This window comes from Bacillus sp. SDLI1 (assembly GCF_001553895.1).
Classification (GTDB): domain Bacteria; phylum Bacillota; class Bacilli; order Bacillales; family Bacillaceae; genus Bacillus; species Bacillus siamensis.
The window spans coordinates 4,049,309-4,063,817 of record NZ_CP013950.1; the positions used below are offsets into that span (position 1 = coordinate 4,049,309).

At 36.9% G+C, this 14,509-nt stretch carries 14 protein-coding genes; 1 reads left to right on the forward strand and 13 read right to left on the reverse strand.

All coding sequences use genetic code 11. From position 1 onward, the window contains the following. Positions 1–13: 13 nt before the first annotated feature. The 5 genes from AUL54_RS19780 to AUL54_RS21375 all read right to left on the reverse strand — a co-directional run bounded on the left by AUL54_RS19780 (position 14) and on the right by AUL54_RS21375 (position 9,101). Positions 14–775, reverse strand: coding sequence for a phage tail domain-containing protein (locus tag AUL54_RS19780; RefSeq protein WP_060964938.1), 762 nt, complete (start codon positions 773–775; stop codon positions 14–16). Positions 776–819: 44 nt separating this feature from the next. Next, positions 820–7,704: a phage tail tape measure protein gene (locus AUL54_RS19785; protein ID WP_060964939.1), complete on the reverse strand. Its 6,885-nt coding sequence runs from the start codon at positions 7,702–7,704 to the stop codon at positions 820–822. Between the two features lie 63 nt (positions 7,705–7,767). Then, on the reverse strand, positions 7,768–8,394 hold the full coding sequence (locus tag AUL54_RS19790) for a hypothetical protein (protein WP_060964940.1): 627 nt from the start codon (positions 8,392–8,394) through the stop codon (positions 7,768–7,770). A 71-nt stretch (positions 8,395–8,465) separates the two neighbouring features. After that, positions 8,466–8,876 carry a hypothetical protein gene (locus AUL54_RS19795; RefSeq protein WP_060964941.1) on the reverse strand — a complete coding sequence of 137 codons (411 nt, stop codon included), beginning with the start codon at positions 8,874–8,876 and terminating at the stop codon, positions 8,466–8,468. 66 nt (positions 8,877–8,942) lie between these two features. Further along, positions 8,943–9,101, reverse strand: coding sequence for a hypothetical protein (locus AUL54_RS21375; protein ID WP_014472044.1), 159 nt, complete (start codon positions 9,099–9,101; stop codon positions 8,943–8,945). Between the two features lie 60 nt (positions 9,102–9,161). On the opposite strand from AUL54_RS21375, the gene AUL54_RS19800 reads away from it, so the two are divergent. Further along, complete coding sequence (locus AUL54_RS19800; protein WP_060964942.1) at positions 9,162–9,869, forward strand: hypothetical protein; 708 nt, start codon at positions 9,162–9,164, stop codon at positions 9,867–9,869. A 76-nt stretch (positions 9,870–9,945) separates the two neighbouring features. Here the strand turns inward: AUL54_RS19800 and AUL54_RS19805 are convergent, their stop codons facing one another. From AUL54_RS19805 to AUL54_RS19835, 8 genes are all read right to left on the reverse strand, one after another. Next, the gene (locus AUL54_RS19805; protein ID WP_060965142.1) at positions 9,946–10,161 is read right to left on the reverse strand and encodes a hypothetical protein; all 216 of its coding nucleotides are present in this window, start codon (positions 10,159–10,161) and stop codon (positions 9,946–9,948) included. A 46-nt stretch (positions 10,162–10,207) separates the two neighbouring features. Next, the gene (locus AUL54_RS19810; protein WP_014417861.1) at positions 10,208–11,227 is read right to left on the reverse strand and encodes a site-specific integrase; all 1,020 of its coding nucleotides are present in this window, start codon (positions 11,225–11,227) and stop codon (positions 10,208–10,210) included. 13 nt (positions 11,228–11,240) lie between these two features. Then, positions 11,241–11,657: a hypothetical protein gene (locus AUL54_RS19815; protein WP_060964943.1), complete on the reverse strand. Its 417-nt coding sequence runs from the start codon at positions 11,655–11,657 to the stop codon at positions 11,241–11,243. Next, positions 11,657–12,142: a hypothetical protein gene (locus AUL54_RS19820; RefSeq protein ID WP_060964944.1), complete on the reverse strand. Its 486-nt coding sequence runs from the start codon at positions 12,140–12,142 to the stop codon at positions 11,657–11,659. The genes AUL54_RS19815 and AUL54_RS19820 overlap by 1 nt, the downstream gene beginning before the upstream one ends. An 82-nt stretch (positions 12,143–12,224) precedes the next feature. Further along, a complete protein-coding gene (locus tag AUL54_RS22005; protein ID WP_022553071.1) occupies positions 12,225–12,329 on the reverse strand; it encodes an XkdX family protein in 105 nt (34 codons plus the stop codon). 91 nt (positions 12,330–12,420) lie between these two features. Further along, entirely contained in the window at positions 12,421–12,759 is a 339-nt protein-coding gene (locus tag AUL54_RS19825) for a hypothetical protein (protein WP_235588386.1), read from the reverse strand. Beyond that, positions 12,753–14,087, reverse strand: coding sequence for a pyocin knob domain-containing protein (locus AUL54_RS19830; protein WP_060964945.1), 1,335 nt, complete (start codon positions 14,085–14,087; stop codon positions 12,753–12,755). The genes AUL54_RS19825 and AUL54_RS19830 overlap by 7 nt, the downstream gene beginning before the upstream one ends. Further along, complete coding sequence (locus AUL54_RS19835; RefSeq protein WP_060964946.1) at positions 14,087–14,443, reverse strand: hypothetical protein; 357 nt, start codon at positions 14,441–14,443, stop codon at positions 14,087–14,089. Before AUL54_RS19835 ends, AUL54_RS19830 begins: the two co-directional genes overlap by 1 nt. Positions 14,444–14,509 lie beyond the last annotated feature (66 nt).

Here is a 14,509-nt window from a genome sequence, read left to right on the forward strand (position 1 = left end):
TGTCTAACCCCTCCTACAAATACTTGTATCTAAATGAAAATCTTAATTTACAATTGCCTGTAACCTTTAATCTGTTTCTTCCGAAGCCCATTCTCAAGTACTGGTCATTAAAATCATCATAGCGTTCATTCCCATAAAGATTGGACTCAATGATTTCTTTTTCGCCGTTTATTTTTAAGAGCTCCTTATCTTTCAAGTTGCTGAATACGAATGGTTCAGAGAAATCACTGAGATTTTCGATTTTTATGTTACCATCACCAATTTTCAATATTTCTAAAGAGGGGAAGATGTTTACATCGCCTTTATTATGCAACTCAACAATTTCAGTACCAGAAGATATATCAAATGCATGAGTGATTGCATTTCGACTGTAAGCGTAAGGGGAGTTGCATTTCATAGTTAACCGGACATAGCCATTGCGGGCGGCATTATGAACCAAATCAGATGTATCTACAGGCATTGCATAATAAACGATATCAAGGTTTTGGCTAAACGCAAAAGGTTTATAATCATCTACACTTAACCAACGTTTAATTGCTCGTACATTCTTTTCATCAAAGTGATCACCGAGATAAAAATTCAATGGGAATTGCTTAGGTTCCTGTTTAACACCTTCAGTGTAGGGTTCAGGTCGACCCTTTACATAAGTTTCATTGACTGTTCTTGAGCCTAAGAACGGTTCCTCAACTAAGCCTGAATCAGTATTAACATTTGTGACGCCATAGTCACTTGATTTTTCGTTATTAAATAAAAAATAGAGGCTTTCTCTAATCAATTTTTATCACCTCAAAAATAAGAAGAGCCAGCATATACACTGGCTCATGAGTTGTTGAAATTTATGCCCTTGTTTTTAAGACCATTTGCAAATTTATTGAATACAAAATCAGCTGTTTTCTGAGGATTCCCTGATTCGTTAATGTTAAATGTAGCTTTAAAATTATTGTTGTTTACAGTGCCGTTTGCTGACTTAGTAGCATCTGGTGGGGAAGAGAGGCTTTGAATACTCGGTATCAAACTATTAGAAAGACTGGATTGATTAATATTCGGAATTATTGATGGAATAGAAGTAATCCCTTTGTTAATCAAGGCTGCTAATTTCCCATCTTGACCCCATTTAGGTGTCTCTTCACTTGGAGCATTGTTCTCACGTACAGTTTTTACTGTATCCAAGATATTTGCAGTGTCGGTTTTATTAAGGATGAGCTCTTTATCGTGTAGGAAGGCGAGCTTACCAGCACCTAGTCCTGTTCCTGTATATCCGCCCGATGCAAAAGAAGATACCTTTTTTCCAGTTTTATTACCCTTGGTCACAGTATTAAGGGCATTAGAAGCCTCTTTAAGCTTATCGATAAGGTTATTAGAGATGCTTTTCCCAATGGACTCCATATTGCTGTTAATGAACTTAGAGAATTCATTCAGTTGCTTAGCAATATCGGTAATTTTGCCATATATTAGCTTTTTCTCAAGTTCCTTAAACCCACGCTCATCATTAACGAGATCATCGTATTTCTTGTTAATTGAATCTTCATCTTTTTGAAGCTGATCTTGTAACGATTCTTTTCGTTTACTGTTTTCACGATCTTTAAGAAACTCATCTAATGCTTCTTGCTGTTCTTGAAGTTGCTTCTCTAAGTCTTTAACCTGTGATTTTGCTTCATCTGAGTCATCGAGAGACAGTTTATTTAGCTTATCTTTGGTTTCCTGAATAGCCTGATTCTTTTCTTTGAGCTCTTTTTGGTATTTAGCTTCATCATCAGTTTTATCAATCTCATCGATCAAGTCTTGTGTAGCTTTTTGGTGCGCTTTTAATTCGATATCACGCATCTTTTCGTACATCTCTTTGTAGATAGAGACAACTTCATCAGCAAGAGATTTGTACACATCTTTGATTGATTTCTTTGTGTTGTAAAGCTCCAGGTTGTAATCCTTCTGCTTGTCTTTCCAGTTCTCGATTTCTTCAGTAATTTGTTTCTGAATATCCGGGAACCCTTTAGCAGCTTTCTTTTGTGCTTCCAACTGTTTGATATACTTCTTCGCTTCATTCTGTTGCTGCTGAATAAGCTTAATCTGTTGGCTATAATATTTAACCTTGTCTTTATCTTCCTCGGTCATGGATATTTTGTTGCTAACATCTTTAAGCTTAGATTCAGTTTTCTTGGTTGATTTCTCAATACCGTTAAGCGTTTCGTCAACTTTAGATTGGGTGAGCTGTCCCTGAAGTTCTCTTACTTCTTCTTGAAAGTTGATGAGCTCAATCTTAGCTTGTTTTAATTCCTCAGCAAGCTGTGCTCTTTGAGCAGCATTCAAAGTTTTGTTTGTTTTGATTTCTTTTTCAATAAAAGAAACCTTTTGACTCTGAATCTTTTGCTGTTCAGTTAAAGCTTTTTTCTGATCGTTTGTATACTTACGGAACTCTTTACTGTCGCTCAGATAGTGACTAGCGAGGGCTTTGTCTTTAGCAATTCTTACGTCAAAATCACCAATACGCTTGTCATATTCATCGAGTTTCGATTGAACGATTTCATATCTGAGTTCCTGTATCTGATCGTTTACTGAATCAATATCACCTTGAAGAGAGAGAAGGTCGGATTTAGCTTGCGCTATTGCTTGCTGTCGCTCTGCTTCAGCTTGAGATGCATCTGAAATAGATGTACCGACACCTTTTAAATACTTCTCAGGGTCAATCGTCTTTCCGTTTTCCTCAATTTGAAGATGAAGGTGATTTCCTGTTGAATTACCCGTACTGCCAACTTTACCAATGGTCTGGCCAGCTTTAACAGTTTGACCGGCTTTAACAGAAGGGGTATCAAGCATATGCATATACTTAGCAACTTTTCCATCATCCTGTTGAATGACAACCCAGTTACCGGCAGTTTTACTATAGCCAGCAATTTGAACTTTTCCACTTTGCAAAGACTTAATTGCTGTACCGGCTTTTGCGGCAAAGTCTGTCCCTTTATGTGGAGTTGATCGGTAAGCGCCATCTTTCGCATTATATTTAGAACTTATTCTAAACGCACTGTTCTTCGTGTAGTAGCTTGCAATGGAGGAATTAGCAGAAGTCATTGACTTGGTGTAGTTTGACATGATCTTCTGAACATAATTCTGCGTTTCCTTGAAAGGAGGGATGCCACCATATTTGATTACATTCCCAGGCCCCGCATTATAAGCGGCAAGTGCTTTCTCAACATTGCCACCAAATTTGCTTAGTTGTTGGGCTAAATATTTTGTGCCACCCATAATGCTCTGATAAGGATCATAAACATTGTTTACACCTAAGCTTTTAGCAGTGGAAGGCATCAACTGCATTAATCCGGCTGCGCCTGCTCCAGAACGAGCTCTTGCATTGAATCCTGATTCTTGTTGGATTACAGCTGCAATTAGAGCTGGATCAACACCGTATTTGCTTGCGGCAGAATTAATGTAACTGGAGTATTTACCGGAGTAAGACCCACCGCCAGAAGAATAAGAACCACCGGAAGATGAACCAGTGGAAAGGGAAGAGGTAACAATACCGTATTGTGCAATGTTTCCTGACCTGATTTGATCCTTGAGGAGTTTTGCTTGCTCCTGCATAAGCTTTTTCTTTTGTTGAAGAGCTTTAATTTCTTTCTGCAGGGCATTTCGATAACTTTGAGAATACTTTGGATAGTCGTTTACTTGCTTATTGTATTTTTCGACTTCGGCATTAACTTTCTCCAGAGCTTCCTTGTATTTATCAGCCACGTACATAGATGTTTTCATTTCCTCAGAGGCTTTATCACTTGAAGAAGAAAGGTCGTCAAGAGATGTTCCTGTTTCGGATAGGGAAGTTGAAGCCAAATCGGCTAGTTTATCAAGCTCTTTAAGTTGATCAGTGATATCAGTGACTTGGTTTAAATCATCCTGCGTTTTTGGTAGAAACTGCAGTGCACCGCTGTTCCCTTTTTTTAGTTCGTCGTATATCTTTTTCTTGTTGTCCTCAAGTTCAGACTTCATTTTATAAGCGTCTTGAACAGTCTTGATAGCCTTGACTTCAGACTTATACATATTAATCTTTTTATTTAATGCATTAGCCTGATTAATTAGATCTTGTCTTACAGATTGTTGCATATCATTGTAAGCTTTGAGTTTTGTGTCCCGAAGCTTAACAACTGCATTTCTGTTGATTTTTACAACACCATTTTCAACTGAAATTGCATCAGCAAGATCATGTTCTTTCTGAATAAGCTTCATGGCTTCTGTTGCAGATATGCTTTTACCTTCAGACATTTTTTCAAGGAGGTTGTTTAAAGGGGAGATGCTGTCAGACATAGTGTCATAAGCTTCATTTTGAATAGCAGATATAGCAGCATCATTTTGCTTCGATTCAACTAATTCATCGATGATTCCTTTAATTGCTTCAAAATCACCTTTAGCTTCTTTGAGCTTGTCAGATAAATTCCCGACTTGCTCACCTAATGCATCTACACCTTCACCATTTTCATCCCAGGTTACTTTTGCAGTTTGTGCAGAATCGTTTGTAGAGTCAATGGCAGTTTTAAGGTCATCATAAGATAAAGCCAAACCATTAGCTTTATCTTTGCCACTCATATATTGATTAACAAGCTGTTCTAAGTTTTTAGAGGCGGAATCAAAATTATTTTTATTGCCCGATTGCAGAGCTTTTTGGATATTTTCCATGTATTTTGAAACATTTATGGAAAATGACTCAAGTTCATCTGCATTCATTTTGCTGAAGTCAATTTTATCAAATGCGTTAGATATTTCCCTTGAAAGATTCGGATTTATCTTTATTGAGTTAAAGGCATCAATTGTCTGTTGCACTTGCTCTCTAATTTTAGCCTGTGAGCTGGATAGCTCTTGTTCAGTACGTAGTGCATCTTGTTCAGCTTTAATACCTTGATTTTTTTTGTCATTTTCAGAAGAGAAAATATCCCAACTCTTGCCGTTTTTATAATAATCGGCAACCTGCTTATACTGTTTAATCTTATCATTGAGTTTATCAATGTCTTTTAAGCTTTCCTTAAAGTTACTATTGGCACCTGTTTGAATGTCTTTTTTGTTTAAATTACTAAGGTCTTCAGTGTACTTTATAGCATCCTTAAGTGCTTGGTTTTTCTTTAAGATTGCTTGCCCTTGAGAATCATAACCAGCGATCAAATTCGGGAATGTTTGTGCTAATTGTTGTGTTACTTGCAGATATTCTTGCTCTTGGTCAGCCGATAAAGCTCCGCCATCTTTAGCCTTTTGTAATTCTTTGTATTGACTAATCAGTTTGTCTGTTTCATCTTTATTCGTTGTAATTGCTTCAATGCTAGTAGTTTTAGCTTGTTCAAAGTCTTCTCTAGCTTGTTTTAATTCAGAATAAGAGGAAATGAGTTTCTCAATAACCACGCCAAGTCCAACCATAGCTGCCATTGGAAGAAAACTGCCCGCTAAAAACGCGCTTGTCGAGACTGCGACTTTCTTTAGATTACTCATCGCAACGCTTGAAGCATTAACCACTCGTGCCCAAACTGCAGTTTTAGCTGAAGCTGTTGTTGCACCAAGCCCAACAGCATTAAAGTTTAAGACAAGATTTTTAAGGGTTGATATTGCAGACATTCCAGTTGAGATGGTAGCTGTACGAAGAGAGGTGTTGAAAAGCAGGATTGCAGTTGTCGCAGAACCAAAAACTTGAGGGAGGAGCCCGACTGTTTTAGTAATTTGAGCACTTGTTTGCATTAATCCTTTAAGTGCATCTGCAAAAACAACAATGCTATTAGAGATGAAGGCTTCACTTGAGGCAACCGACATTTCTGTAAATGCATTTGACAGCCTGTTTAATCTTGCCTGTAAACTGTCAGCGTATTTCTGCTGTTCACTCCAAGCGCTTCCTGCGGAATTAGCTGCAGTGGTCGCTGCATTTTGTGATATGGAGAAATTATTCATCAAGGCATTAAATCTAGAAAGCTGATAAATGCCCGCTACACCTATTGAGGTATTTTGTTTTTGAGCATCGCTGAGGGTATTCCATTTGTCTGCTAACTCGTTAATTAAATCAGTAGCAGATTTCGCCTCACCACTGGCAGTTTTCACAGAAATACCAATCTGTTCTAAGGCTTTAATTGAGCTGTCATTATTCCCAATACGTGCGAAAATGGTTTTAAGTGAGTTACCAACAATGTTTCCTGATTCACGGGTGGTACTTGCAATTGCTGTAGTATAACCAATCAGATCGTTTAATTCAACGCCAAAAGTGGAAGCGGTGCTTCCTGCTTTTCGAATCGAATTCGCTAGGTCAAGAGTAGTTACAGCATAGTTGTTATCGACTTCATTAAGCTTATCTGCAATTGAAATAGAATCATTCGCAGCAATATTGAAGTTTAACATTGCGGCAGTTAAAGTGTTAACTGTATCGTCAGGAGTCAAGTCAGAGACGTTTTGAAGTACCTGAGCGGTTTTTGTTAGAGTGGACAGTTCACTTTCATCGAACCCCATTCGCCCGAAATCGCCAGTCATTTGGAGTATGTCAGTGATCTTGTTTGAAAGGGTGTCTCCTAGGTTTATTGATTCCTCGAGTAGCTCATTGTACTTATAATCAGGCTCATTCATTACACGTCTGATGTTGGTCATCAAAGTGTCAATTTCAACAGCTTGAGATACCATTTCCTTGAGCCCAGATATAGCACCATAGAACAAAGAACCGGAGATTAAATATGTAGACATACTTTTGAAAGCTTGAGTTAGCTCCGCACCAAAAGACGAGGCTTGACTAGACGCTGTTTGAGCATTTGAAGCTAATTCCCTGAATTGCATGTTCAAGCTTTGCATTTGAGATCTGATATTACTACCGCCGGCACTTACATTAAGACTATTTACTGCATTTAAATAATCTTGAGTAGCTTGTCTATTGCCGGCACCCATTGTATCGCCGTAACGTGTATTAAGGTTTTGTACGTTTACTTGTGCTTGGCGTTGATACAGTTCAATAGTTTTTCTGAGTTCATTATTTTTTGCCACTGCAGCAGACTTATCATCGAGCATTTTAATTCTATTTTGTAATGCTTCAATTTGTTGTGCTGTTTGCGCAGTGTTTAATTTCCGGCCAAGAGAAGAGAGGGTGGTGTCAGTTACAATTCCTTGCTGTCTAAGTTTTTCTAAATCCAGCTTTAATTGTTCAATAGCTTTTCGTTGCTGATCATAGTTCGTTGTTGCTTTAGATGTAGTAGCATTTGTTTTTGGATCAGTTGTATAGGTAATATCGTCAAAGCCATTACGATTCTTTTGAGTAACCCTCGTCGTTTGTCCTTGAGCATTCTTTTGTTCTGTTTTCTTCTGTACCTGACCTAGTTTTTCAGTCGCTTGAGCAAGCCTATTAACTTCTTGCGTTTGTTCACGTAATGATTGATTGCGATTGTCTATGGTCTTTGTCTCACGCTGAATGATTTCGCCATTTTTCTTATATTGCTGCGTCAGCTTTTCAACAGTGCCATCGGCATTTCTGGTAACCGTTGTGGTTTCTTTAACTGTTTGATTGAAGGATTTGAGATGTTTTTGATAAGTGTCAACTGCAGAGGAGAAATCGTTGAGAGTCTTTAAGGCAGAGGCATCGATATTGGTCTTTAAATTAAGGGTATTAAGCTTTTTCTCTAAAGATTTAATTTGCTGATTTAACTGTTCGACAGTTTTTGAAGAAGTGTCAGCTTTGGGTGTGAGTATGATCTTTAAATCTTGACTCAAATATAGGTCACATCCTTTCGAATAGGGGAGAGTGATTTTTAGGGCATATAAAAAAGCCACTCATTATTGAGCGACTTTGTTTGCTTTCCGTATTGCTATCTCCATAATACCTTGCCATATTTCGGCATTTGATAAAGCATCTTTAACTTTTAGATCGTCCTGTCTAAACCCTTTAACATTCTCTAGGCCAAATTCATCTTTACTCGGTAGGAAATCAAATCTGTAAATAGGGGTGGAGAAATCATCGAGCTTTAATTTCATATCAATTTTTTTGAAGTACTTTGTTTCTGTCTTATTAGAAGATAGCCCGCCGACTAACGCTCCAATACTTCCTGCTGCTAACCCACCAACAACAGCACCTGTTATTTGACTTCCTTTGGACACTTTTGTAACTGTGTTATCATCAATTGTAACTTCAGCTTGAATTATTTTGCTGAAGGGGATAATTCTCTCTTCTAATGTTCCATCCTGTTTGAAGCTGTGAATTACAAATTTATCTTCTGGATCAATTAAAGTAAGCTTTGCATTTTTATCTGGATTTATGATGGACTTATAATTAGAAGGGAAATTTCCAACCGTTTCAATCTCGCCAGCTCTTTTTTTGTCCATTTCTTTTTGTTTATCCGAAGCGCTAACCCCAATAATAATAAAAGCGCCAACCACTAAAATTAGAATGATAGCCCAGATCATCAAACCACCACCAGTATTATTTTCCTACATTATATCATGGTTTCCATTAGGGTAGTATGAATGCAGATTGTTTATTTATCACTTTTTATTCTAATGAGGAGGTCTTTAAAATACACAGCAGTCGTATGAGTATTTTTATCAAGTGCAGTGTATCTATATACGGCTATAACACAAAGAATTACCATAAAGGACATTACTGAGCTATTATCACCGAACACTGTTTTAAATAAAAGAGTTATACTTGTTACAACGATTGCGGATAATGATATCGTTTTTGAAACATCGCACGCTGTTTCAATTCTTGACATCCTTGCTATAGCTGCAGATAATTCCTCATGATTCAAAGATTTTAAAACCTGAAGCTTTGTATTTAATGAATTGATATCTTGTCCAGTGGACGGAAATTCTGTTCTTATAAATTTTATTAACTCTGTTGCATCCAGTTCAGCCAATTTCCATCGAACAGTTGTTTTGTTAAACATTATCAACACCTCATCTTACTATCGGCAGACGAGATAAAGTGTTAAGCGTATCTAACTGAAAAACAATCATTTATTTATCGCTTCCATAAACCTTGTTTTAATAAAATCTCTTTTTGCTTCTAAATACTCGCTTTCACCACCGCATTGCATTTCAACCAATAATTCAATTGAAAACCAATCTTCAAGAACCTCTTCAAAAATTTTTATAATTTCGTTCTTTTCCATGTTTTTCCCTCCTTGTTTTGCTATAGTTAGTTATTATTGGTCAATTAAGGGAGGTAAACCATGAGCGATTCACTTTATTTAATAGAAGAAGCAACTGATATTTTTGAAAAAATTGTTACATTACATGAACAGGCACTGATCGAAGACCTAGATCGTTCTTTGAGTTTTAAAGTTAAGAATTTTTTAGAAACCTTAAATTCATCATTAGATTATGCAGCATATGATTTATTTGAAATTTTTTGTTTGGAAAAGGCAAAATTAAGACACAGTAACATAAATCATATTAAACGGAAAATCTATTTTCCATGCTATCCTCAGGAAAAAACTTTTGATAAAGAGGTGAACAAGTGCTTTGTTGGATTAGAGTCTGATCATAAGGAGATCTTTCAGTTGCTTAAAAAAAGTCAACCTTTTTATTGTGGGGATTTTTGGTTAAAAGAGTTTAAGAATATTACAAATGAAAGTAAGCATATAAAGTTGACAAGGAATAAAAAATTAAAGTCGGGTGTTATTAACTATGCTGCAATCCCAGGAATTAATATGTCTAATTTGCAGTTTAAGGGATCTGAGCATCCGTTTTCGGTTAATGGTGTCCCTGTCAAAGATTTAAATAACAATCCGTATACATCTCAATATAATGGGAAAGTAAATGCATACTTTTCGTTTGAGAAAACTAAAAAGCCTGTATTAGATACTTTACAATTTTATTTAAAAATGATCAAAGGTATTGTCACTCAAATTAACTCTTACTGTGAAAGCAATTCGTGAATTCTATACATAAGCAAAACCCCTCAATTGAAGGATTTTGATTCTGCATAAAAGAGGGATTTCATAAAGAGTGAACCTAAAGCAAATCAATTGATATGTCACCCAACAAGCTTTTCTTAATCTTCCCGTATTCAAGATTACCGGTGCTTGCGTTGTAAACAAGAACTTTGCCGTCACTGATCTTGGATTCATCAATCTGTTTAGATCCGAATTGGTTCTTATCAGCTTTAGTATCAAGCTGCCTAGTTAATTCAGCAACAGCTTCGGCCAATTCATCAATTTGTTGCTTCATTTTCTCGACTGAATTTTGAGGATTGAAGAGTCCCATTCTAAAGATATTAATCTTTCTTTTTGCTTTCCTGCATTTTCTGTTTCATTTTAATGATCTTCTGGCGGACTTCAGCTTTTGTTTGAGGTTTAATGTAACTCGAACGGGTGGTTTCAACGGATTTGTGGTTTCCCATTTCAGCAGCAAGAGAGAGGTCGCCAGTTTTAACGTAGATATCATTGAGGGCGGTTTTTCGGATACAGTGAGCATGAAAATCATCGAGTCCAAGAATTTCTCCGATCTTGGTAACCCGGTCTTGAATAGTACCTTTTGACATTTGACGATATTCACCACCGTATTTAGTAATGAATAGGGAATCGACTTCAAGGTTATCCATTTCTTTTCTCATTTCTAACCATTCAAGTATAAGCTCTTTACTGTAATCATTAAATGCCACTTCAACCTTGTACCCTCGTTTTTCTCGTATGTCGTTAAAAACCATGTTATCTAGATCAAGAGCCTGGATAGTAAGCTTGGAAATAGCCCCGATTCGGTTAGCTGAATCCAGCATTATAGACCATATAAGCTTGTCTTGGATATCAAATTTCGGGTCAGTTTTTAGGGTTTCAGTTATGAGGTTCATCTGTTCATCATCGAGGTAATAAGAGTTGATGATTTTTTCTTCATTTGCACCTTTCATGCGGTCAAGTTTTTTATCAAAGGGGTGTTTATCGATATATCCACGTTTAAGACTCCAAAGATAAAAACTTGAAACTGTTGAAAGCTTAGTATTGATTACTTTTTTGTTGTTGAAAAGGATGTCCTGACAGAAGCTAATGTATCCTTCCATAATATCCACTGCATCTTCCATGAATTCTTCAGAATACAGGTCGATATTAGACCATTTTTCAGCAAGATAAACCAAAAACTGATCCATATAATTGCTGTAAACCTTATAGGTAGTGTCTTTTACATCTCTGTTTTTGATTATGTTGCTATTAAGATACTTATCGTATTTCTTTCTGTTTTCTTTTGAGATAAGTGCTTTTCTTTCTTTGGTGAAATAGCGCACTTTTTTGATCTTGGCCATTAATACACCACCGTTATTCTGTTTTAATACCACTTGCATTTAAATCTTTTTTCATAGCAGCAACTAATCGTCCGTCTTTTAAGGATTCAGCAGTATTCTTCATGACTGGGCGAGGTTTTCCGTAACCATAACCGTATTTATCTGGATACGTGTATCCTTGACCAGTCTCAACAACCGTTGTAACATCTTTGCCGTTGTCTTCACGATTGTTGTCTAATGAGATTCCGTTAGATTCGTTTTGAATGACAAAAGAGTCCCTCAAAAGAGACGTACGTTCATATTCAAGGGGATCGTAGGCGTCATATACATCAGATTGCACATGCTCTTGACCCGTTTTAATCATCGTATTTTTTGTGCTGGATTGTTTTTGAACGGCTTGCTTTGCGGCAAATTCAATTAGTGCTGCTATTTCTTTTATGTTCTTGGCCATTATTCAGCCTCTTGTTCATTTTCAATCTCTTCGACCTTATTAAGGATGAGATCATTTATTTCTTCAGGAGATATGTTTGAAAGTTTGTCTAAATTCTCTTGCATCATCTTTGTTGCTTCTCCAAATTTCTTCATACTTTCTTCAGGGAAGCTACTAATAATCAATGGGAAAAATTCAGAGTCCACAAGCTTAACAAACCACTTAACTTTGTTTTTGATATCACTTGGAATACCCAAGTCTGTAAATTCTTTAATTAGTGAAAAGAATCCCCATTGAACAGGATTTATGCTTTTAAAGTCAATGTTTTTTTCTTGAGCATTTTGTGGATCAGTAATTAATTCAGTGAACATTTTGGTTAAGCGGGTAGGGGAGAAGTAAGGATAAATATAAACATGAACGTCATCAGTAAGTTGTACTCGCTCTTTCTTGTCATATTTGCTTACACTTTCTTCGATCAACCCAAGATTTAATTTTTTCGATGCCATCTCATTTCCTCCTTGTATATCCTCTGAATACATTAAAAAAGACACCTCAAAAGGGGAGAGGTGTCTAAATAAAACTTGTATTTTATTCTGTGTCTGCTTCTTCGTAGTCTTCGCCAGTGATTTCTTTATACTCTTCTAAAGTGACTAAACCATTCTTTACTCCTAATTGAAGCTCTTCTTTTGTCACATCGTTGAATTCCTGGTAAGCTTCTTTGACTTGATCGACGGTTGCCCATTTTCGACTCAGGGCATTAACCCAATAATTGTATGTAGTTATTTTATGAACCTCCCTTTAGATCAGCAATATCTTTTAACATTGTGTTTATTGTTTTGTTGACTTGCAACAAGCTTAAGCGGAGTTGGGATAGAGTCTGTCCTATTATTTCAAAATCGTTAGGTTCAGGGATACTTGGTTTAACGCTATCTTTGTATTCTTCAGTTGCTGATTCAATCCATTTATTTTTCTTGGGATCATATTTGGGCAAGATTATTGTGGGGTCTGGGACAGCAGTTGTACTATTTGGAGGAAGAACATCGCCTTCAATGAAGTCTTCTCCAGCGTACATAAAGTTCTCATCGTAATAAAGAACATGCATAATATTTTCACCTACTACCATAAAGGAATTCCTATATTAAATGAAACTCTGGAAACACTGTTAATGTCATTAGCGTACAATCCATCAAAACGTAAATCTCCATCCGTTGTGAAGGCAAATCTTGCTGTTCCATATGATCCAATTGTGGGTACTACAAAATCCACTAGCTGTGTTGGCTTAGTTGAGAATTTAGCAACTGCAGTTCCAATGGCCGGTAATGTTCCGAAAGATCCTCTTAGCCATAGCACGTTATTTACACTTGAGAATTTGAAAGGGTAAGTGGAGTATTGTGTAGCTCCATTAATAAGTGTGACTGGGTTCCAAGAACCTGATGTACCACTCCATCTAGCTTTGTCATCCAAAGTAACGTGAATATCAGTTTTTGCTTCGTGTGCATCGGTGTAGGCTTTCGCTGAGTTGAGTGCGGTAGTAGCTCTTGCTTGTGCTCCGTCAGTCGTTTCGTGTGTTTGCCAAGAAGTCCAAGTTGAATCGCTTTTTCTAAAACGGAAATAACTATGTGTTCCGTAATACGCTTCTAATGCAAATTGTGCAATTGTATTTCCATAGTTCATGACAACTAAATAGACATTGGATAAGTTGGCAGGGGAGTGAAGCCCCTGGTTGGCGATTAAATAAAACCCAGTGTTAATCAAATCGTTGTACTCCGTTTTTTCGGAGCTACCTTTGTAGAATACTTTCCCATCATCGGCAGTGAGTTTGAAAAGTTGAGCAGCGTCCCATCTATCCCGATCAGACTTACTGATATGAACATTGGTGTCATTCAGATGATCATCAAAATCACTTTTAGCAGCTTGTTTTACATTGTCTACCTTCTCAAGCCCGACCTGTGCAGCAGTAACATTGTGTGGGTTTGATTGATTGTTAGTGTGTTCAGCTAAAAAAGACTTTGACCTTTCATCGGAGCTGTTCCAATAACCGCGCTCATCTTTTGTGATATGTCTATCCTGGTCTGCGTCGTGAGCATCAAAATCCACCTTCGATGCCTGTTGAATATTATCAACCTTAGACAAACCAACTTGGCTTTTAGTAACTGCATGAGGATTTTTCTTATCGTCAAGATGGTTATCAAAAGCTACCTTTGTGGCTTGCTCTTCATTAAGTACATTTGATAATCCGACTTGCTCTTTAGTGACATGGTGTGGGTTTTCTGTGTTTTGAGTATGTGACTTCAATTCTGAATTCTGCTTTTCCATAAACTCATCAACTTTGTCAGACAAGCGTTTTTCATGATCAGACATATGAGATTCAGTTCTGAAAAATTGATCTTTAAGGTTATTGATTTGTATATTGTTTTGTTTGAGCTGACCTACAAATTTACTGCTGCTCATTAACTCACCGCAATTCCTTTAACCGTAACATCTCCATTTACGGAAATGACCTCAACCATGAATTTGAAAAGCCCCGCAATATCGAAATCCCAGTTTTCATTTGTATTCAATGTGCCCGTACCTAATTGAAAATCAGTTTTGTTTGTTCCAGCAATTTCTGTCTTTTCACCATTTTCATCTACGGCAAAGAATTTTATTTCTCTTGAAGTTGAGGAACCAGAGATCTTAACAGTAATATCCCGATAATGTGATACTACAAATTCTTCACCTTCAGACGGGGCAGTTGTTGCTTCGTGGAATGTAAAGGTTGCTTTATCTGGAATGGTTTTTAAAATGCTTTCATCGGTTTCTGTCAACAACTCCACCTCCTAAATCTGTTTAAAAACTGACTTTTATTTAAAAAGGAGAGGGGAATGATCCCC

Bases quoted from the DNA above. Each gene is read 5' to 3' on its own strand.
- AUL54_RS19800 (WP_060964942.1), top strand. From the start codon at position 9,162: ATGAGCGATTCACTTTATTTAATAGAAGAAGCAACTGATATTTTTGAA.
- AUL54_RS21375 (WP_014472044.1), bottom strand. From the start codon at position 9,101: ATGGAAAAGAACGAAATTATAAAAATTTTTGAAGAGGTTCTTGAAGAT.
- AUL54_RS19805 (WP_060965142.1), bottom strand. From the start codon at position 10,161: ATGAAGCAACAAATTGATGAATTGGCCGAAGCTGTTGCTGAATTAACT.
- AUL54_RS19815 (WP_060964943.1), bottom strand. From the start codon at position 11,657: ATGGCCAAGAACATAAAAGAAATAGCAGCACTAATTGAATTTGCCGCA.
- AUL54_RS19790 (WP_060964940.1), bottom strand. From the start codon at position 8,394: ATGATCTGGGCTATCATTCTAATTTTAGTGGTTGGCGCTTTTATTATT.
- AUL54_RS19810 (WP_014417861.1), bottom strand. From the start codon at position 11,227: ATGGCCAAGATCAAAAAAGTGCGCTATTTCACCAAAGAAAGAAAAGCA.
- AUL54_RS19830 (WP_060964945.1), bottom strand. From the start codon at position 14,087: ATGAGCAGCAGTAAATTTGTAGGTCAGCTCAAACAAAACAATATACAA.
- AUL54_RS19825 (WP_235588386.1), bottom strand. From the start codon at position 12,759: ATGGTAGTAGGTGAAAATATTATGCATGTTCTTTATTACGATGAGAAC.
- AUL54_RS19820 (WP_060964944.1), bottom strand. From the start codon at position 12,142: ATGGCATCGAAAAAATTAAATCTTGGGTTGATCGAAGAAAGTGTAAGC.
- AUL54_RS19795 (WP_060964941.1), bottom strand. From the start codon at position 8,876: ATGTTTAACAAAACAACTGTTCGATGGAAATTGGCTGAACTGGATGCA.